This is a genomic window from Streptomyces sp. NPDC005761 (genome assembly GCF_040630635.1).
GTDB lineage: Bacteria > Actinomycetota > Actinomycetes > Streptomycetales > Streptomycetaceae > Streptomyces.
Map to the genome: position 1 here is coordinate 151,760 of NZ_JBEXXX010000005.1, position 19,718 is coordinate 171,477.

18 protein-coding genes are annotated in these 19,718 nt (G+C 69.7%); 10 read left to right on the forward strand and 8 right to left on the reverse strand.

Annotation, left to right across the window (positions count from 1 at the left end; genetic code table 11):
• Positions 1 to 93 precede the first annotated feature (93 nt).
• Both ABZ434_RS07245 and ABZ434_RS07250 read left to right on the forward strand, forming a co-directional pair.
• Positions 94 to 576 (forward strand): MerR family transcriptional regulator, encoded by a 483-nt coding sequence (locus ABZ434_RS07245; protein WP_359132779.1) that lies wholly within the window; start codon positions 94 to 96, stop codon positions 574 to 576.
• Positions 576 to 1,592 carry an aldo/keto reductase gene (locus ABZ434_RS07250; protein WP_359132780.1) on the forward strand — a complete coding sequence of 339 codons (1,017 nt, stop codon included), beginning with the start codon at positions 576 to 578 and terminating at the stop codon, positions 1,590 to 1,592. The genes ABZ434_RS07245 and ABZ434_RS07250 overlap by 1 nt, the downstream gene beginning before the upstream one ends.
• A 117-nt stretch (positions 1,593 to 1,709) precedes the next feature.
• Here ABZ434_RS07250 and ABZ434_RS07255 read toward each other — a convergent pair whose 3' ends face one another.
• The 7 genes from ABZ434_RS07255 to ABZ434_RS07285 all read right to left on the reverse strand — a co-directional run bounded on the left by ABZ434_RS07255 (position 1,710) and on the right by ABZ434_RS07285 (position 9,507).
• A complete protein-coding gene (locus ABZ434_RS07255; protein ID WP_359132781.1) occupies positions 1,710 to 2,912 on the reverse strand; it encodes an acyltransferase in 1,203 nt (400 codons plus the stop codon).
• A complete protein-coding gene (locus ABZ434_RS07260; protein ID WP_359132782.1) occupies positions 2,909 to 3,976 on the reverse strand; it encodes an alpha/beta hydrolase in 1,068 nt (355 codons plus the stop codon). The genes ABZ434_RS07255 and ABZ434_RS07260 overlap by 4 nt, the downstream gene beginning before the upstream one ends.
• Positions 3,977 to 4,146: 170 nt before the next feature.
• Entirely contained in the window at positions 4,147 to 4,830 is a 684-nt protein-coding gene (locus tag ABZ434_RS07265) for a response regulator transcription factor (RefSeq protein ID WP_359132783.1), read from the reverse strand.
• Entirely contained in the window at positions 4,827 to 6,215 is a 1,389-nt protein-coding gene (locus tag ABZ434_RS07270) for a sensor histidine kinase (RefSeq protein WP_359132784.1), read from the reverse strand. The genes ABZ434_RS07265 and ABZ434_RS07270 overlap by 4 nt, the downstream gene beginning before the upstream one ends.
• A 119-nt stretch (positions 6,216 to 6,334) precedes the next feature.
• Positions 6,335 to 7,282, reverse strand: coding sequence for a DUF4429 domain-containing protein (locus ABZ434_RS07275; protein ID WP_359132785.1), 948 nt, complete (start codon positions 7,280 to 7,282; stop codon positions 6,335 to 6,337).
• 116 nt (positions 7,283 to 7,398) lie between these two features.
• A complete protein-coding gene (locus ABZ434_RS07280; RefSeq protein WP_359132786.1) occupies positions 7,399 to 8,610 on the reverse strand; it encodes an alpha/beta hydrolase in 1,212 nt (403 codons plus the stop codon).
• Between the two features lie 177 nt (positions 8,611 to 8,787).
• Positions 8,788 to 9,507: a TetR family transcriptional regulator gene (locus ABZ434_RS07285; RefSeq protein ID WP_359132787.1), complete on the reverse strand. Its 720-nt coding sequence runs from the start codon at positions 9,505 to 9,507 to the stop codon at positions 8,788 to 8,790.
• A 117-nt stretch (positions 9,508 to 9,624) separates the two neighbouring features.
• On the opposite strand from ABZ434_RS07285, the gene ABZ434_RS07290 reads away from it, so the two are divergent.
• Positions 9,625 to 11,235 carry an MFS transporter gene (locus ABZ434_RS07290; RefSeq protein ID WP_359132789.1) on the forward strand — a complete coding sequence of 537 codons (1,611 nt, stop codon included), beginning with the start codon at positions 9,625 to 9,627 and terminating at the stop codon, positions 11,233 to 11,235.
• A 175-nt stretch (positions 11,236 to 11,410) separates the two neighbouring features.
• Complete coding sequence (locus tag ABZ434_RS07295; RefSeq protein WP_359132790.1) at positions 11,411 to 11,773, forward strand: peptidase inhibitor family I36 protein; 363 nt, start codon at positions 11,411 to 11,413, stop codon at positions 11,771 to 11,773.
• Positions 11,774 to 11,842: 69 nt separating this feature from the next.
• Here ABZ434_RS07295 and aceE read toward each other — a convergent pair whose 3' ends face one another.
• Positions 11,843 to 14,575: a pyruvate dehydrogenase (acetyl-transferring), homodimeric type gene (gene aceE / locus ABZ434_RS07300; RefSeq protein ID WP_359132791.1), complete on the reverse strand. Its 2,733-nt coding sequence runs from the start codon at positions 14,573 to 14,575 to the stop codon at positions 11,843 to 11,845.
• 516 nt (positions 14,576 to 15,091) lie between these two features.
• On the opposite strand from aceE, the gene ABZ434_RS07305 reads away from it, so the two are divergent.
• The 6 genes from ABZ434_RS07305 (at position 15,092) to ABZ434_RS07330 (ending at position 19,709) form a co-directional block, all read left to right on the forward strand.
• Positions 15,092 to 15,529 (forward strand): DUF3052 domain-containing protein, encoded by a 438-nt coding sequence (locus ABZ434_RS07305; RefSeq protein WP_359132792.1) that lies wholly within the window; start codon positions 15,092 to 15,094, stop codon positions 15,527 to 15,529.
• A gap of 193 nt (positions 15,530 to 15,722) precedes the next feature.
• Entirely contained in the window at positions 15,723 to 16,181 is a 459-nt protein-coding gene (locus ABZ434_RS07310) for a peroxiredoxin (protein WP_359132793.1), read from the forward strand.
• Positions 16,182 to 16,328: 147 nt separating this feature from the next.
• A complete protein-coding gene (locus ABZ434_RS07315; protein ID WP_219572022.1) occupies positions 16,329 to 16,904 on the forward strand; it encodes a TerD family protein in 576 nt (191 codons plus the stop codon).
• Between the two features lie 137 nt (positions 16,905 to 17,041).
• Positions 17,042 to 17,617 (forward strand): TerD family protein, encoded by a 576-nt coding sequence (locus ABZ434_RS07320; RefSeq protein WP_352121589.1) that lies wholly within the window; start codon positions 17,042 to 17,044, stop codon positions 17,615 to 17,617.
• A gap of 70 nt (positions 17,618 to 17,687) precedes the next feature.
• Entirely contained in the window at positions 17,688 to 18,821 is a 1,134-nt protein-coding gene (locus ABZ434_RS07325) for a DUF475 domain-containing protein (RefSeq protein WP_359132794.1), read from the forward strand.
• Between the two features lie 153 nt (positions 18,822 to 18,974).
• The gene (locus ABZ434_RS07330; RefSeq protein WP_359132795.1) at positions 18,975 to 19,709 is read left to right on the forward strand and encodes a Tellurium resistance; all 735 of its coding nucleotides are present in this window, start codon (positions 18,975 to 18,977) and stop codon (positions 19,707 to 19,709) included.
• Positions 19,710 to 19,718 lie beyond the last annotated feature (9 nt).

A 19,718-nucleotide genomic window follows, 5' to 3' on the forward strand; every position in this document is an offset into this window, starting at 1 on the left:
TACGGGAACGCGCCACGAGGTCGGCGGTTGTGGCCGAAAAACGCAGTCGGTTCTGCTTGCTTAGAGTGCACTCAAGGGTTCTAGCGTGGAGGCATGACGGTGACGGAGACGGAGACCGGGACCACCCCGGCGGGATCGGCAGGAGTGGACACCTGTGCGTCGGCGCCCCCGGCCCACCCGCGCCCCGAGGGCCAGGACCGCTACACCATCAGCGAGGTGGCCGCCTTCACCGGCCTGAGTGCCCACACGCTGCGCTGGTACGAGCGGATCGGGCTGATGTCGCACGTCGACCGCTCGCACACGGGACAGCGTCGCTTCACCAACGCCGACCTGGACTGGCTCGCCTTCGTCGGCAAGCTCCGGCTGACCGGAATGCCCGTCGCCGACATGGTCCGTTACGCGGAACTGCTGCGCGAGGGCGAGCACACCTTCGAGGAGCGGAAGGAACTGCTGGAGGCGACCCGCCGCGACGTGCGGACGCGGATCGCGGAGCTCCACGACACCCTCGCCGTCCTCGACTACAAGATCGAGTTCTACGCAGGCGCCCAGCGGGCGCCGGAAAGGCCCAGTACCTGATGACTGACAACAAGATCGCCACCGCGGAGCTCGGCAACGGCGGCCCGCTGGTCGGCGTCCAGGGGCTCGGCTGCATGGGCATGAGCGAGTTCTACGGCGACACGGACGAGGCGGCGGCACGCGAGACGCTTGAGACGGCTCTCTCGGCGGGCGTCACGCTCTTCGACACCGCCGACGTCTACGGCCTCGGCGCCAACGAGTCGTTCATCGCGCCCTTCGTGGGGGCCCACCGGGACGAGATCGTTCTCGCCACGAAGTTCGCCATCGAGCGGCGTGTGGACGACCCGCACTTCCGGGCCGTGAACAACGACCCCGCCTACATCCGCGAGGCCGTCGAGAACAGCCTGCGACGGCTGAACACCGACGTCATCGACCTCTACTACATGCACCGCCGCGACCCCTCCGTACCGCTGGCGGAGTCCGTCGGCGCGATGGCCGAGCTGGTGCAGCAGGGCAAGGTCAAGCAGCTCGGGCTGAGCGAGGTGACCGGTGCGGAGCTGCGTGAGGCGCACGCCGTGCACCCGATCGCCGCTCTGCAGTCCGAGTGGTCGCTCTTCAGCCGGGACGTCGAGCGCAGCGCGGTACCCGCCGCCGTCGAGCTCGGTGTGACCCTGGTGCCCTACTCGCCGCTCGGGCGGGGCTTCCTGACCGGGGCGTTCGCGGACGCGGGCAAGGAGCTGGCGAAGAACGACTTCCGGCAGTTCCAGCCGCGCTTCACGGGCGACAACGCCAAGACGAACGCCGCGCTGCTGGAGCCAGTCCACAAGATCGCCGCCGCACACGGGGCGACCGCTGCCCAGGTGGCGCTCGCCTGGGTGCAGCAGCGGGCCCAGGTGCACGGGCTGACCGTGGTGCCGATCCCCGGCACCCGCAAGAGCAGCCGCCTGCTGGAGAACGTCGGCGCGACCCGGCTCACGCTGTCGGCCGAGGAGCTGGCGCTGCTGGAGCCGATCGCCGGTCAGGTGGCGGGGGACCGCTACCCGGACATGAGCTCGACGGCCACGGCCCGCGAGTAAGCCGCATCGCGGGTCCGGGTGCGCTCCCGGATCCGCCGGTCCGGGTACGCGACCCGGCCCGCTGATGCCGGCGGGGTGCGCTCCCGGATCCGCCGGTCCGGGCGCGCCCCGGCCCGCTCATGCCAGCGCGAACACGGCGAACCCCACCGCCAGCACTCCTGCCAGCGCGCGGCGGGCGTTCGCGGCCCGCGTTCCCGTCTGCCACGGCGCCTCGAACCTCCGCGCGTACCGGGCGATCAGCACCAGAAGGCCCGCGAACACCGGCATCCAGGCCGACCGGGCCAGGATCCAGCCGAGGGTGTCCGGACCGGTCGTCAGTCCCGGCACCTCACCCGCGAAGGACGCCGGGACGGCCGCGGCGAGCATCGCCGTCTGGTGCCAGCACAGGATCGTCATCGCCGACAGGTTGACCACGACGACCGGCGCCCACACCAGCGGCCTGCGCAGCAGCCGGCCGATCCGGTCGCGCAGCAGGATCGCCGCACCGCTCTGCGCGGCTCCCAGCGCGAGCACCAACAGTGACGGGGGATGCGAATTGGTGCGCGCCTCGCCCGGGACCCCGACCATCGATGCCGGGTAGTGGAAGAGCAGCAGCAGAGCGGCGAACAGCGCGCCACCGCCGACCAGCAGACACCGGGCGCCCCGCCGTCCGATCCGTCCCTCGCCCCAGGAGACGCCGAGCTGGTACGCGAAGAGCCAGCCGGGAAGGATGTTCAGGACGCTCAGCCAGGAGGGCATGGAGTCGCCGAGCGGCCCGTAGCGCAGCAGGTCGACGACGGCGACCGCGCCGAGCAGCGGGGCCGCCGCCCAGGCTCCGAGCCGCTTCGCCGTGCGGATGCAGTACGGCGTCAGCGCGGTGACCACCGCGTACACGCCGACGAACCAGAGCGGCTGGATCACCAGCGTCGACCCCGTCCGCAGCGTGTCGCCCGGCACCCCGAGCGCGTGCAGCACCGGGATCATCGCCGCCCAGACGGCCGTCACCCCGAGCACCGGCCGGCCGAGGCGGGCCATCCGGCCCCGCAGCCAGGCCCCCGTCGTGGACTTCCTCCGCCGGTACGAGAGCACCGAGGCGTACCCGCCGACGAGGAAGAAGACGCCCAGCATCTGGAGCACCCAGCTGAACGGGGCGAGCGCGCCGAAGGCCGAGAGCGGGCTGGCGTTGTGCAGGGCTCCGCCGTCGTCGAGCCGGAATCCGCCGAGCAGCCAGTGCCCGGTGGGTACGGCGAGCAGCGCCAGCGCGCGCAGCCCGTCCAGGGCGCGGTCGCGGTGGGCCGGGGTGCGGGCCTCGATACGGGAGGCGAGGGCGCGCAGGCTCATCGCAGGCCCCCTGCCGTCTCCGGGTACGTGCCGTCCGCGATCGCGGCGAAGGCGTGGAGGGATTCGGTGCCGGGCACGAAGTAGCCGGTGTGCCCGTGGGCGTCGGCTGCGGGCACCCGGCGGGCGCCGAACTCCGGGGACGCCGGGTCGGCGCCGTGGCCCAGCCCGGCGAACTCGACGTTCGGCACGTCGTCGATCCAGTCGTCGGGGTCCTTGGCGGCCCACACCCGGGCGTCGGTGTGCAGATCGCCGACGTCGTCGGCGCGCATCCCGGGCGAGCCGAGGACGACCAGGTCACCGGCGTGCAGCCGGGACGCGGCGAGGCCGCAGACGACGGAGCCGTAGCTGTGGCAGAACACCGTCGGCTCGGGCAGACCGATGGCGGCGAGCCCGTCCGTGAGGCGGGTCAGGCGGTCCGCGCCGGCCTCGGCGAGCGAGCCGGTCGCCGCGTCCACGCCGATGCCGACGGGCGTGGTGTACCCGGCCCAGGCGATCACCGCGCTGCCCGGACCGGACTCCGCGTACAGGGACCTGGCCATGCCGGCGGGCGTCCCGTACACATCGTTCGTACGGTCGAAGGTCCCGGCGTCGATGTCCGAGCCCGGGACCACGACGGACACGCGGTCAGCCGTGGTCAAGTCCCCGAAGACCTCGGCGACCTGGCCCCGGCCTCGCGGATCGAACGCGAGGATCCGGCGGTGCGGGTCCGCGGCGAGGCTGGCGTACCGGGGGTCGTGATCCGCCTTCAGGGCCAGGGCGTTGGCCCGGTAGCGGAGTTCGACGGGCGCGCCGTCGAGGTTCCCGACGACGAGGGGATGCCGTGCGATCAGGGACCGCTGGTCCTGCTCGTCCAACCCCGAGAAGAACCGCGCCACTTGGGCGGGCGTGTCCCGCGCAGGATCGGGCAGCTCCCGCCCCAGTACATCATCCGACCGCCAGGCCGCGATGCCGGGCGGCGGCCCCGTCAGCGCGTGCTGTGAGTTCCCCGACGCCCATCCGGCGGTCCCTGCCACGACGGTGGTTGCCAGGGCGACCGCGACCAAGGTCCTCGCATAGCGGCGCATCCGACCCTCCCTCTCCGGCTGAACCGGCTCCCGCACGCCGTTCGGCGCGACGGAGAGGAAGGTAGGAGGACGACGGGTGCGGGGGCGTCACACCGGAGGGCCAAGTGCGGGGTGATACCGGGGTAGGGGGTGTACGGGGCGCCGGCCCGAGGGCGGTGCGGGGGTTGCCCTCACCCCTCGCCCGGCACCACCAGCCCCGCCTCGTAGGCGAAGATCACCGCCTGGGCGCGGTCGCGCAGGTCCAGCTTGGCCAGCACCCGCCCGATGTGGGTCTTCACGGTCTGCTCCGCCAGCACCAGCCGCCCCGCGATCTCCTGGTTCGACAGCCCCCGCGCGATCAGCTCGAGCACCTCCGTCTCGCGCGGGGTCAGCCCGTTCAGCCGCAGCGCGGGCCCGCTGCGGGCGGCCCCGGAAGACCGCTGCCGGGCGAAGTCCGCGATCAGGCGCCGCGTCACGGACGGCGCCAGCAGCGCGTCGCCGGCCGCAACCACCCGGACAGCTGAGATCAGGTCCGCGGGCGGGGCGTCCTTCAGCAGGAATCCGGACGCTCCGGCGCGCAGCGCCTCGTACACGTAGTCGTCCACGTCGAACGTGGTGAGCATCAGCACCTTGGGGACGTGCACCACGCCCACGGGCGGGTTCAGGAGCTCGCGGGCCGCTGCCAGGCCGTCCTTCTCCGGCATCCGCACATCCATCAGGACCACGTCCGGATGGGTGTGGCGGCTGAGGTCGACGCCCTGCCGCCCGTCCGGCGCCTCACCGACCACGTCGATGTCGGCCTGCGCCGCCAGCAGCGCCGCGAATCCCGCCCGCACCATGGCCTGGTCGTCGACGATGATCACACGGATGGTCAAGAGTCCTCCGGATGCAGGGGCGGGGCGGAAGGGAGCGCGGGCGCCGAGGCCGGTGGCAGGGGGAGCCGTGCGGCCACCCGGAAGCCACCGTCCGGCAGGGGCCCGGTGTCCAGCGTCCCGCCGGTCAACCGTACGCGTTCGCGCATGCCGACCAGCCCGTGTCCCGTCCCCGCCGTCTCCACAGGAGTGCGCGGGGCCGGCGACGAACCCGTCGGTTCCGGCGCGTCGTTGACGACCAGCACCATCAGATGCGCACCGTCGGAGCTGACCGACACCCGGGTCCGGGCACCCGGCGCGTGCCGGACCACGTTCGCCAGGGCCTCCTGCACGATCCGGTACGCGGACAGGTCCACCGCGGGCGGCACGCCCTCCAGCCCGGCGGGCATGGACAGTTCGGCCGGCAGACCGGCCCGCACCGTCGCCTCCACCAGCTGCTGCACCCGGTCGAGCCCCGGCTGCGGCGCCCGCTCGCCCTCCGTGCCCTCGCTGCGCAGCACCACCAGCAGCCGCCGCATCTCCGTGAGGGACTCCCGCGCACTCGCGGCGATGGAACCGAACTCCTCGAGCGCCTCGTCGGACAGCCCCTCCAGCCGGTACGGGGCGGAGTCGGCCTGGACCGTGATCACCGACATGTGGTGCGCGACCACGTCATGGAGCTCGCGCGCGATCCTGGTCCGCTCCTCCAGCAGCGTGCGCTGCGCCCGCTCGGCCTCGCTGATGGTCTCCTGCTCGGCGAGCCGGCGCTGGGCGTCGCCCCGCTCCCGTACCGTCGCGCCGACGACCAGGACCACGGCGCTCAGGATGACCAGCAGGAGCGAGTTGTCGGTGCCGCGGTGGGGGGAGACCAGATACAGGACGAGTCCCGCGGTGCCGGTCGCCAGCCAGACGCCGACCAGGGCCTGCCGCCGCTCGCGCAGGGCCAGTGCCAGGAGCAGGAAGAGGTAGCCGACGAGGCCGGGCGGTGTCCACGGCCAGGCGTTGCTCTGCCCGCCGTCCTGCCCGAGCAGAACGACCGCACCGAGGATCTGGGCCGGGAAGATGATCCACCAGGCCTGCAGCGGGCGGTGCGCCAGCATCAGGAGCGGGGCGGCCTGCGCGATGGCGAGGGCCCCCGCCGTGCCGCCGTTCAGGCCGTACTGGTCGGCCAGGACCGTCACCGTGACCGGGACGAAGACGGCGACGAGGGCGAGGACGACGGCGTAGGGCAGCAGCCGCTGCCACGGCTTCGGCGCGTCGGCCAGGAGCGGTGTCGGCGGATGGGAGGGGTGGGACAGCGCGTGGCCGGTCTCGCGCAGATTGCGGCGGGCGGCGCTCAGCAGACCGTCCGCCGGCGGGTGCGGGGGAGCGGGCGGCGGCGATGACGGCGGAGGGGAAGAAGTGGGCATGGCCTGATCAGGGTAGGCAGCGAGACCGCCCGTCGGCGTCATACCGGGGTTCCGGTCCGCCGCCGCCGTTCTCGTACGGGGGTATGACCACGCCGTACGAGAAGGCCGGCGCCGGCCCGTTACAGCTCGGCGAGCAGCTGGGCCTTCTTCGCGCTGAACTCGTCGTCGGTCACCAGACCCGCCTGGTGCAGCTCACCGAGGTGGCGGATCCGCTCCGCGATGTCCGCCGGGTCCCGCCGCCCCGCGCCCACCGAGGCGGCCGCGACCGGCGTGGACTGCTTCCTGCGGACGGACTCCAGCACCGCCGCGGCGAAGGGCAGCGACTCGTGCACCGGGCCGTAGCCGAGGCCGAAGATCACCGCGGCAGGGTCCTGATCCGCGCGGGCCGGACGCCCCGCCAGCTGCTGCGCACTCGGAGCGGCACTCGTCAGCAGGCCCGCACCCGGGCCGGGGGCCGCCGGGCCGGGGGGCGGAGCCAGGGGCGCCGGCCCCCGCGGCACCAGTCGCAGATAGCCCTCGAAGGCCTCGGGGGAACGCCACTCGACCCCGCTCAGCTCCGTGACCGGGAACGTCTGGTCGCCCGCCTTCCACTTCTCCGAGGAGGCACCCGTCCAGAACCACCGGAAGGAGATCCGGTCCCCGTCGAAGCTGGCCCTGCCGTCGTACGCCTTGAAGCGCATCGGCGCCGCGGGGGCCGCGACCAGGAACCGCTCGGCGGGTTCGGCCGCCTCCGGGACCAGCCGCTCGCGCAGCTCGTCCGCGTAGTACTCGGCGAGCGTCTCCCGTTCGGCGGGGAGCACCAGACGGTACGGATCGCAGCCGTCCTTCAGCTGCCCGGCCGCCGCCTCCAGCAGCGGATCGGCTCCAGGTCTCGGGACCGCACGCAGCACCACCGTGCCCCGCTTGCCCGGGGTGAGCGTCACCGACGACAGCGCCGCGTGCGGGACGCGGCGCTCACGGAGGCTCTGGAAGAGCCTCGGCGTGCGGATACCCCGTTCGAAGCGGATGAGCACGGAGTCGGTGTCGAACTCCCAGGTGGCATGAATTCCGGCCAGCACATCACCCATGTGCCTCATCGTATGCGGCACTTGCCCGCTCGTCGCCCCTCGGAGCCCCTCGCAATTCGTGGCCGGTCGCGGTTCTCTACGCGCGTCAGACCCGCTCGCACGGTTCTTTGTGCCTGTCAGACCGGTGTGTGGCCGGAAATCTGTTCGTGGCAGCCGGCGTCGGACTGCGCGCAGGTCACGGAGGCGTAGGCGCCCGCGCCGATCGCGGCGAAGTTGCCGAGGCTCTCGGTCCCCGGTTCGAAATAGCCGCTGTGACCGACCGCGTCGCCCGCCGAGGCGATCCGCGCACCGAAGTCCGGATCCACCGGATCGGCCCCGTGGCCGAGGCCTCCGAACTCCAGGTTCGGCACGTCCTCGATCCAGTCGTCATGGTCCCGCATCGCCCACACGTTGGCCCCGGTGTGCAGCTGGCCGGCGTTGTCGACCCGCATGCCGGGGCTTCCCGCGACGGCGATGTCCGTCACCCGCTCGGGCAGTTCGTCCGCGGCCACGCCGCACAGGACGGAGCCGTAGCTGTGGCAGAACAACGAGACGGGGGCGGTCCCCGGGAGGGACTTGACGAGGGCACCGAGCCGGACGGCCCCGCGCTCGGCGAGGTTGCCCAGAGCCGCGTCCATGCCGATACCGGCCGGTGCGGTGTAGTCGGCCCAGGCGATCACCGCGGTCCGCACGCCAGGATGTGCGGAGTGCTCGGCCGCGTACAGGGACTTGGCCATGCCGACGGGGGCCGCGTTCGTCTTGTTGCCGGTGCGTTCCAGCGTCAGCAGGTTCGTGTCGACGCCCGGGACGACCACCGAGACCCGCTCGGCCCGGTCCAGGTCGCCGAAGACCTCGGCGGCGTGGCCGCGGCCCGACGGGTCGAACGCCAGGAAGTGCCGGCCCTCGGCGAGCATCGACCGGAAACGCTCCACCCGGTGCCGCGCGTCGGCTCGGCCGTCGGGGGAGAGCCTGGAGTCGTGCACCCGGCTCTGCTCGGCCGTCCGCGACTGTTCCAGCGCCAGGCGGTTGGCCTGGTAGCGCAGGGTGACCGGGGCGCCGTTCAGATTTCCCACCACGAGGGGGTACTTGCGGGCCAGACCGGCCTGCTGCGCGTCCGTGAGTGCGGCGAAGAAGTGCGCCAGCTTGTACGGAGGCGCATCCGCCGCGGGGAGCGCGCGCCCCGCTATCGACCCCTTGGCCCAGGAAGCGAGTGCGACGGTGCGAGGCGCGTCGGACTGCTGATGACGCACGGCGGTCCAGCCGGTGGTCGCCAGCATCACGAACACGACCGCCACGGCGAGAAGAGCGCGCCAGGCGGTGAGCGTGGGGGAGGAGTCGAAGGAAGTCACTTCGGCACACATTAGGAGACGCGCGTAAGGCGTCGTTAAGCGGGTGATGCACATCACTCGGGTGTGGGGAATGAAACGCCTTTTTCCTCACGCTGTGTACGGCGTTGCGGCACGCTGCGCCGCGCCGGATGCGGCGGGAGAGCCCCATCGGGGCGTCACGGGACGCTTGTTGTGACGTCAGTCATGTTTCGTGGCTGAGGCGTGCGGCACACCATCTCGGTCGAGGCGCGCCGTGCCGGCCGGGAGTGCGCGCCAGTCCCCGGCGAGAGCCGGGCCCAACTGGTCCAGATAGGTCTCGGTCAGCGTCCGCAGCGCGTCCATGCTCCCGTCGCGGCCCCGTCCCCACAGCTGCCCGGTCACCCGCATCACCCCGGAGAACGCGGCGACGGCGACGCGCGGCCGCGGGTCCCGGGCCATGTCCAGGCCCTCGCGCTCGGCGATGAGCCCGGCGATCTGTTCCTCCAGGGCGATGCTGCGCCGCATGTGGGCGGCGAGCAGGGAGGGTGTTGATTCGATCATCCGGTACGTCCGCATGTGGAGTTCGACCGGGACGATGGCCTCGATGGCCTCCCCGATGCTGTTCCAGGCGCACAGAACGGCGCGGCGCATGGCCTCGAAAGGGTTCTCGGCGGCGGGGCGTTGACGCAGTTCCAGGATGAAGCGCGACTCCACCATCTCCTGGACGGCGAAGACGACCGACTCCTTGCCGGCGAAATAGCGGAAGAAGGTGCGCTGGGAGACCTCGACGGCGTCGGCGATCTCGTCGACGGTGGTCGCCTCGTAACCCTGGGTGGTGAAGAGGTCGAGGGCGGCGCGGAGCATAGCGTCCCGGGTGCGTCGCTTCTTGCGTTCGCGCAGCCCGGTCGGCCGGCCTGAGGCTTGCTGCCCGTCGGTCACTGAACTGGTCCTCTTTCCCCCTGCTTCGTCCAGCTCAGCCTACCTGTGAGCTACATGACAGTTACCGACTTGTGAATTGGTTTGTCAACTGTCAGTGACTGACATTAATCTCCGGGTATGACTAGTCAGACCACCGTCGAAAAGGCGTCGCAGGAACCTCGGGACCCCCTCGGCCCCGTGCCGGCCAAAGGACTGCGCGGCCACCCCTGGCTGACGCTCTTCTCCGTGGCCATCGGCGTGATGATGGTCGCGCTCGACGGCACGATCGTCGCGATCGCCAACCCCGCGATCCAGCAGGACCTCGGCGCCTCGCTCGCGGACGTCCAGTGGATCACCAACGGCTACATGCTCGCCCTCGCCGTCTCCCTGATCACGGCGGGCAAGCTCGGTGACCGGTTCGGCCACCGGCAGACCTTCCTCATAGGCGTCGTCGGATTCGCCGCGGCGTCGGGAGCCATCGGCTTCTCCAGCAGCGTCGTCCTGGTGATCGCGTTCCGCGTGCTGCAGGGCCTCTTCGGCGCCCTGCTGATGCCGGCCGCGCTCGGTCTGCTGCGCGCCACCTTCCCGGCCGAGAAGCTGAACATGGCGATCGGTATCTGGGGCATGGTGATCGGCGCATCGACCGCGGGCGGCCCGATCCTGGGCGGCGTGCTCGTCGAGCACGTCAGCTGGCAGTCCGTCTTCTTCATCAACGTGCCGGTCGGTGTGATCGCCCTCGTCATGGGCGTGATGATCCTCAAGGATCACCGTGCCGAGAACGCCCCGCGCTCCTTCGACATCGGCGGCATCGTGCTGCTGTCGGCAGCCATGTTCTGCCTGATCTGGGCGCTCATCAAGGGCGCGGAGTGGGGCTGGGGCGACGTCCAGACGATCGCCTTCCTGGCGGGCGCGGTCGTCCTGTTCGTCGGGTTCGCCCTCGTCCAGCAGCGCGTCAGGGAACCGCTGATCCCGCTGGCGATGTTCCGCTCCGTGCCGCTCTCGGCGGGCACGGTCCTGATGGTGCTGATGGCCTTCGGCTTCATGGGAGGCCTGTTCTTCGTCACCTTCTACCTCCAGAACGTGCACGGTCTGAGCCCCGTCGACAGCGGTCTGCACCTGCTGCCGCTGACCGCGATGATGATCGTCGCCTCGCCTCTGGCGGGCTTCCTGATCACCAGGTTCGGCCCGCGCGTTCCGCTCGTCGGCGGCATGGTGTGCACCGCGGTCGCGATGTTCGGCATGTCCCAGCTGACCGTCGGCACCGGCACCTTCACGATGTCGATCTGGTTCGCCCTGCTCGGCCTCGGCCTCGCTCCGGTCATGGTCGGCGCCACCGAGGTCATCGTGGGCAACGCCCCGATGGAGCTCTCCGGTGTCGCCGGTGGTCTGCAGCAGGCCGCCATGCAGGTCGGCGGCAGCCTCGGCACGGCGGTCCTGGGCGCGATCATGGCGGCCCGTGTCGACTCCGAACTCCCCGGCAACTGGGCGGAAGCGAAGCTTCCGCCGCTGTCGCCCGAGCAGCTCGACCAGGCATCCTCCGCGATCAAGGTCGGCATGCCGCCGGTCGCCGAGGGGACCCCGCCGGAGGTCGCCGGCAAGATCGTGGGCGTCGCCCACGACACCTTCGTCTCCGGCATGAGCACCGCGTTCATGGTCGCCGGCATCGTCGCGGTCATCGCGGCACTGGTCGCCACCCTGACCAAGCGCGGCGAGAACGCCGAGGCGGGCATGGGCGGCGGTCACATCTGACCGGTCCGTGCGGACGCCCCGCAGCGTCAACACAGCGCGTACAACAGCCCCGCCGGAACGTTCCGGCGGGGCTGTCGCCTATCAGGGTGGTCCCGCCCCCGGCCCCTTCCCGGGCCGCTGTCGCGCAGCTCAGGGTGGGTGTGGAAGATCCACATCAGCACGGGGGTTGATTCACATGCGTACGACCGTTGTCGCCGCGGCCCTGGCCGCCACCGCCCTGATCCCACAGGCACCGGCCCAGGCCGGAGCCGGCCGGCTGGGGGACTGCCGGACGGGCCAGCTCTGCCTCTGGGCCAAGCCCGACTTCGCCGGTGCCCGGCAGGTCCACGAACTGTCCACCATCGACATCGAGAGCTGTGTGCCACTGAAGTCGGGGGCCACCGTCCAGTCGCTGGCCAACCGCACAGGCAGGCCCGTCACCACCTACCAGTCGGCGGAGTGCGACGAGACGGGCGAGTTCGAGACCTACCCGGGCGGCGGCACCTGGACGCCGCGCACCCCGTACCAGGTACGGGCCTTCAAGATCTGGGAGAACTGACCCGCACACAACACCGCGGGGCGGCCGGACCCCTTCAGGTCCCGCCGCCCCGCGTCGTGCGTTCCGAGCCTATGCGTCGCCTCCGGCCGGACCGGGGTCCGCCGCTGCAACGTCCAGGAGGTCGTAACGGTCCACCGCGGTCTTCAGCGCCGAACGGTCGATCTTCCCCTCCTTCGCGAGCTCGGTGAGCACCGCCAGGACGATCGACTGCGCGTCGATGTGGAAGAACCGGCGGGCCGCCCCACGCGTGTCCGCGAAGCCGAAACCGTCCGCACCCAGCGACTGGTACGCGCCGGGCACCCATCGGGCGATCTGGTCCGGCACGGACCGCATCCAGTCCGAGACCGCCACGAACGGCCCCTGGACGCCCGACAGCTTGCGCGTCACGTACGGGACGCGCTGCTCCTCCTCCGGGTGCAGCAGGTTGTACCGCTCCACGTCCACGGCCTCGCGCCGCAGCTCGTTCCAGGAGGTCGCCGACCAGACGTCCGCCTTGACGTTCCACTCGTCGGCGAGGATGCGCTGCGCCTCGACCGCCCAGGGGACCGCCACGCCCGACGCCATGATCTGGGCCGGGATCTCGCCCCGCTCACCGCTGCTGTAGCGGTAGACGCCCTTCAGGATGCCGTCCACGTCCACGTCCGCGGGCTCGGCCGGGTGCTGGATCGGCTCGTTGTACACGGTGAGGTAGTAGAAGACGTCCTCACTGTTCTCGCCGTACATCCTGCGCAGCCCGTCCTTGACGATGTGCGCGATCTCGTACCCGAACGCCGGGTCGTACGCGACACAGCCCGGGTTCGTCGACGCGAGCAGCTGCGAGTGGCCGTCCGCGTGCTGGAGGCCCTCGCCCGTCAGCGTCGTGCGGCCGGCGGTCGCGCCCAGCACGAAGCCGCGCGCGAGCTGGTCGGCCATCTGCCAGAACTGGTCGCCCGTGCGCTGGAAACCGAACATCGAGTAGAAGACGTACACGGGGATCAGGGGCTCGCCGTGCGTGGCGTACGCCGAGCCCGCGGCGATCAGCGATGCCGTGCAGCCCGCCTCCGAGATGCCGTCGTGCAGCATCTGGCCGGTCGGCGACTCCTTGTACGCGAGCAGAAGATCGCGGTCCACCGACTCGTACTGCTGGCCGAGCGGGTTGTAGATCTTCGCGCTCGGGAAGAACGCGTCCATTCCGAAGGTGCGGTACTCGTCGGGCGCGATCAGCACGAAACGCTTGCCGATCTCCTTGTCCCGCATGAGTTCCTTGAGGATGCGGACGAAGGCCATGGTGGTGGCGATCGACTGCTGGCCCGAACCCTTCTTCGCGGTCGCGTACACCTTGTCCTCGGGCAGGACCAGCGGCTTCGCGCGCACCACACGGGTCGGGACGTAACCGCCCAGACCCTTGCGGCGGTCGTGCATGTACTGGATCTCCTCCGAGTCGCGGCCCGGGTGGTAGTACGGCGGGTTGCCGTCCTCCAGGTCCTTGTCCGCGATCGGGATGTGCAGCCGGTCCCGGAACCGCTTGAGGTCCTCGGCCGTGAGCTTCTTCATCTGGTGGGTCGCGTTGCGGCCCTCGAAGTTCGGCCCCAGCGTCCAGCCCTTGACGGTCTGCGCCAGGATCACCGTCGGCTGGCCCTTGTGGGCCTTGGCCGCCGCGTACGCCGCGTAGACCTTCTTGTGGTCGTGGCCGCCACGCCCGAGGTGCAGGATCTGCTGGTCGGACATGTCCTTGACCATGTCGCGCAGCCGCGGGTCGTCACCGAAGAAGTGCTCACGGATGTACGCACCCGTTTCGGTGGCGTACGTCTGGAACTGGCCGTCCGGCGTCGTGTTCAGCTTGTTGACGAGGATGCCCGTGCGGTCCTGCGCCAGCAGCGGGTCCCAGGAGCGGTCCCAGACCAGCTTGATGACGTTCCACCCGGCACCGCGGAACTGCGACTCCAGCTCCTGGATGACCTTGCCGTTGCCGCGCACCGGGCCGTCGAGGCGCTGCAGGTTGCAGTTGACGACGAAGGTCAGGTTGTCCAGGCCCTCACGCGCGGCGATGGAGAGCTGGCCGAGCGACTCCGGCTCATCCATCTCGCCGTCACCGAGATACGCCCACACGTGCGAATCGGAGGTGTCGGCGATGCCGCGCGCCTCCATGTAGCGGTTCATCCGCGCCTGGTAGATCGCGCCGAGCGGGCTGAGACCCATCGACACGGTCGGGAACTCCCAGAAGTCCGGCATCAGCCGCGGATGCGGGTAGCTGGACAACCCGTTCGGCGCCTTCGACTTCTCCTGGCGGAACGCGTCGAGCTGCGCCTCGCTCAGCCGGTCCAGCAGGAAGGCGCGGGCATAGATCCCGGGGGAGGCGTGCCCCTGGAAGAAGATCTGGTCGCCGCCCCGGCCGTCGTCCTTGCCGCGGAAGAAGTGGTTGAAACCCACGTCGTACAGCGAGGCGGAGGAAGCGAACGTGGCGATGTGACCGCCCACCCCGATCCCCGGACGCTGCGCGCGCGAGACCATCACGGCCGCGTTCCAGCGGGTCGCGTTGAGGACCTTGCGCTCGATCTCCTCGTCGCCCGGGAAGAACGGCTCGTCCTTCGTGGCGATCGTGTTCACGTAGTCTGTGCTGCGCATCTCCGGCACGGCGACACGCTTCTCCCGCGCGCGCTCGATGAGCCGGAGCATGAGGTAGCGGGCCCGCTCACGGCCGCGCTCGTCGACGGCGGCGTCGAGGGAGTCGAGCCATTCCTGGGTCTCTTCGGGATCGAAATCCGGGACCTGACTCGGAAGGCCGCCAATGATGATCGGGTTGCGATCGGATCCGGAAGCCACGCTGTTCCTTCGCTGTTCGGTGCTGCTCTACGGGGCCTGGTCACGGAGGCGTGCCCCCGCTGTGTCTGCGCGTACGCCATCCCATCGTGTACCGCGAGGACGCAAACGTCACCTCTACCGGGAGGTAACCACCGCCGTTGCGCAGCCATGTCCCGGACGGGCGCAAGAACCGCGCCGGAGCGGGTGAGCGGCCGGTCGGGAGGCATCGGGCAGGATGGGTCGGGCCAAACCGCAACCATACGCCCAAGGGGTCCCAACCTTCCCGAATGCTGTTCGACTCCGTTTGCCGGACCGAAACCGCATAAGCTGTTCAAGGACGTAAAGGGTGTGGACGCAAACGCCGGCTCCCGCAGGGGACCCGCCGACAGTGCGGCGACGTGGCAGGAAACGTCACCGTTTAGGCGGTCTCGTACGCTGGGTACTTGCGCGATCCGCCACTCCCGTGTGGACTACGGCCAACGTCCCGCGCACGCGCGTGGCTGAAGCATTTTCCGAAACATGATCAGGAGGCATCCCGTGAGCGCGACCGCGGACCACGCGGAGGAGCGAACCAACCCGGCAGCACGCCTGGGGTTCGAGCCCGGACAGGTGGTCCAGGAGATCGGCTACGACGACGACGTCGAGCTGGAGCTCCGTGAGGGCATTGAGGCCACGACCGGCCAGGATCTCGTCGACGAGGATTACGACGACGTCGCAGACGTCGTCCTGCTCTGGTTCCGCGACGAGGACGGCGACCTTACGGACGCGCTGGTGGATGCCATCGGTCTGCTCGAGGACGGCGGCACGGTCTGGCTGATGACGCCGAAGACCGGCCGTGACGGATACGTCGAGCCGAGCGATATCAATGAGGCTGCCCAGACAGCCGGTCTCGCCCAGACCAAGAGCATCAGTGCGGGCAAGGACTGGACGGGCAGCCGTCTGGTCACGCCGAAGGCGGCCAAGGCCAAGCGCTGAACCGCATTCGCCCCTGAAGGCCCCGGACGGCATCACGCCGTCCGGGGCCTTCGTACATTTCCCGGCACGTCCCGCGGCCCCGCGCGTCCGCAGGAACCTTTCCCGGGTGCTGCACGGCCGCCGGGTGCCTCTGCGTAGGGTGGGAGTCACCCGGACAGCCCAGCCCGGCGACGTAGTGAAGGGACGCGTTTTCATGGCGATCGAGGTCGGCACCAAGGCCCCGGATTTCGAGCTGAAGGACAACCACGGCCGGACCGTGAAGCTCTCGGACTTCCGCGGCGAGAAGAACGTGGTGCTGCTGTTCTACCCGTTCGCCTTCACCGGCGTCTGCACGGGCGAACTCTGCGCGCTCCGCGACGAGCTGCCCACCTTCGAGAACGAGGACACGCAGCTGATCGCCGTCTCCAACGACTCCATCCACACGCTGCGCGTGTTCGCCGAGCAGGAGCGCCTCGAGTACCCGCTCGTCTCGGACTTCTGGCCGCACGGTGAGACCTCGCGCGCGTACGGCGTCTTCGACGAGGACAAGGGCTGCGCGGTGCGGGGGACCTTCATCATCGACAAGGAGGGCGTGGTGCGCTGGACGGTCGTCAACGGCCTGCCCGACGCGCGCGACCTCAACGAGTACATCAAGGCGCTCGGCGCCCTCTGATCCGATATCCGGCGGATCTCGGGGTGGCCCCCGGCCAAAAGCCTGTTTTGGCCGGGAACCGGTCACTAGGATCCACTCGTTGATCGGATGCCAACACGTGGAGGCGCCGGCACCGGCCGGCCCCCAAAGAAACCAATGGGAGGACTCGTGGGAGTCAGCCTCAGCAAGGGCGGCAACGTCTCGCTGACCAAGGCCGCGCCCAACCTGACCGCGGTCATCGTGGGTCTGGGCTGGGACGCTCGTACCACCACCGGCGGAGACTTCGACCTCGACGCCAGCGCCCTGCTGACGAACGCCGAGGGCAAGGTCGGCAACGACGGCAACTTCGTCTTCTTCAACAACCTCAAGAGCCCCGACGGTTCCGTCGAGCACACCGGTGACAACCTCACCGGTGAGGGCGAGGGCGACGACGAGGTCATCAAGGTGAACCTGGCCGGTGTCCCCGCCGACGTCGACAAGATCGTCTTCCCGGTCTCGATCTACGAGGCCGAGTCCCGTCAGCAGAGCTTCGGCCAGGTGCGCAACGCGTACATCCGCGTGGTCAACCAGGCCGACAACACCGAGCTCGCGCGCTACGACCTCAGCGAGGACGCCTCGACGGAGACCGCCATGGTCTTCGGCGAGCTGTACCGCAACGGTGCGGAGTGGAAGTTCCGCGCCATCGGTCAGGGCTACGCCTCGGGTCTTCGCGGCATCGCGCAGGACTTCGGCGTCAACGTCTAGCAAAGCGTCCGGGGCCGCGGCCCCGGACAGACCTTCAGCATGTCCCGTCCGGCGCCGCACCCTGTGCGGCGCCGGACGCGCTCAACAGACGGATTCACCGGTTCATCACCGGTTCATCGACTCGGGGAGGACACAGCATGGGCGTCACGCTCGCCAAGGGAGGCAATGTCTCCCTCTCCAAGGCCGCACCCAATCTCACCCAGGTACTCATCGGACTCGGCTGGGACGCACGATCCACGACGGGGGCGGACTTCGACCTCGATGCCAGCGCACTGCTGTGCCAGTCGGGCAGGGTGCTCGGGGACGAGTGGTTCGTGTTCTACAACAACCTCACGAGCCCCGATGGCTCCGTCGAGCACACCGGCGACAACCTCACGGGTGAGGGCGAGGGCGACGACGAGTCGGTCATCGTGAACCTCGACCAGGTGCCGGCCCACTGCGACAAGATCGTCTTTCCGGTTTCCATCCATGAGGCCGACAATCGCGGGCAGACGTTCGGCCAGGTCAGCAATGCGTTCATCCGCGTCGTCAATCAGGCGGACGGTCAGGAGCTCGCGCGTTACGACCTCAGTGAAGACGCCTCGACGGAGACCGCGATGATCTTCGGCGAGCTCTACCGGTACAACGGCGAGTGGAAGTTCCGTGCAGTGGGGCAGGGGTACGCGTCAGGACTGCGGGGCATCGCTCTAGACTTCGGGGTCAACGTTTCGTAAAGCCGCGCACGGCGCGGGGGAGCCCCGTGCACGTCGGGGGAGACCCGTTACATACATGATGGGGTAGCCAGTGCTTCTGAAAACCTTCGGCTGGTCGTTCGCGATTACCGCGATCGGTCTGGTCGCAGCGTGGTTCTACGGGGGGTGGGAAGCCTTCGGAGTGGTGGCGATCCTTTCCGTCCTGGAGATCTCGCTGTCCTTCGACAATGCGGTGATCAACGCCGGAATCCTGAAGAAGATGAGTGCCTTCTGGCAGAAGATCTTCCTCACGATCGGTGTGCTCATCGCGGTCTTCGGTATGCGGCTGGTATTCCCCGTCGTGATCGTGGCCGTCACCGCCAAGCTGGGACCGATCGAGGCGATCGATCTCTCCTTCAACGACCCGGACCGATACAAGGAACTGGTCACCGACGCCCATCCGGCGATTGCTGCCTTCGGTGGCATGTTCCTGCTCATGATCTTCCTCGACTTCATCTTCGAGGACCGTGACATCCAGTGGCTGCGCTGGATCGAGCGTCCGCTCGCCAAGCTCGGCAAGGTCGACATGCTGTCGGTCTGCATCGCGCTGATCGTCCTGCTGATCTCCGCCCTGACGTTCGCGACCCAGGCGCACCAGCACGGTGGCGGGCACGCGGACAAGGCGGAGACGGTCCTGCTCGCAGGCGTCGCCGGTCTGATCACCTACCTCATCGTCGGCGGTCTCTCCGGCTTCTTCGAGAACAAGCTCGAAGAAGAGGAGGAACGCGAACACGAGGAGGAGGAAGAGGCCAGGCGGACAGGCAAGAAGATCTCCGCGGTCGCTCTCTCCGGCAAGGCCGCGTTCTTCATGTTCCTCTACCTGGAAGTGCTCGACGCGTCCTTCTCGTTCGACGGCGTCATCGGCGCCTTCGCGATCACCAACGAGATCGTGCTGATGGCCCTGGGTCTCGGTATCGGCGCCATGTACGTCCGTTCGCTCACGGTCTACCTGGTCCGCCAGGGCACCCTGGACGACTACGTCTACCTGGAGCACGGCGCGCACTACGCGATCGGCGCGCTGGCCGTCATCCTGCTCGTCACGATCCAGTACGAGATCCACGAGCTCATCACCGGTTCCGTCGGCATCATCCTGATCGGCTGGTCCTTCTGGTCCTCGGTCCGGCGCAACAAGGCGATCGAGGCCGCTGGAGGCGAAGGCAGTACGGAAGTCTCCGCCGGGGTGTGACCCGGTAGGGAATGAGGAACGCTCTCTGCGGGGCGGCTCGTACGGCAACGGTTCCGGAGAACACCCGGATCCGGCCCGGAGCCGCCCCGCAGCGGTGCGTGCGTCGCACGTGCCGCGTGCGACAGGTGGGGCCGACATGTGTGGGGGTTCGGGATGGCGTTCTGGAACAGCCTGTGGCCGGGGCGGGAAGCTCAGTTCGAGTCGGGCAGCGCGGCCAGCAACTCCATCGTGCTCTCCAGGCGGCACGCCACGGTTTCGCTGACCAAGCAGGGCGCGCTGACCGGCAATCTCCGGGTCAATCTCTCCTGGCAGATGCGTACGTCCGACATCGAGGGCCGCTCGCGGCAGAGCGGCCGGCTGTTGCGGCCGCTGAAGCTCTTCCAGCCCGACGTCGTCCAGGCGCACACCCAGGGCGTGGTCAACGTCGACCTGGACCTGGGCTGCATGTACGAGCTGGCGGACGGCACCAAGGGCGTGGTGCAGCCGCTCGGCAATCTGATCGGTGATCTCAACGGGCCGCCGTACATCAGGCTCAGCGGCGACGACCGCTTCGGGGCCCCGTCGGGGGAGACCGTCTACGTCAACCTCGACCAGCGTGAACAGATCAAGCGGATGCTGTTCTTCGTCTACATCTACGACCAGACCCCGGCCTTCGACCGTACGCACGCGAAGGTGACGCTCTATCCGGGCAACGGACCGCGGATCGAGATCGAGCTGGACGAACGGGCCCCGGAAGCCCGCTCGTGCGCCGTGTTCACCGTGGAGAACACCAAGGGCGAACTGATCGTGCGGCGCGAGGTGAAGTTCGTGTACGGCTTCCAGTCGGAGCTGGACCGGTTGTACGGGTACGGCATGCAGTGGGGACGCGGTTACAAGACCCGGGCCTGAGGGCGGGAC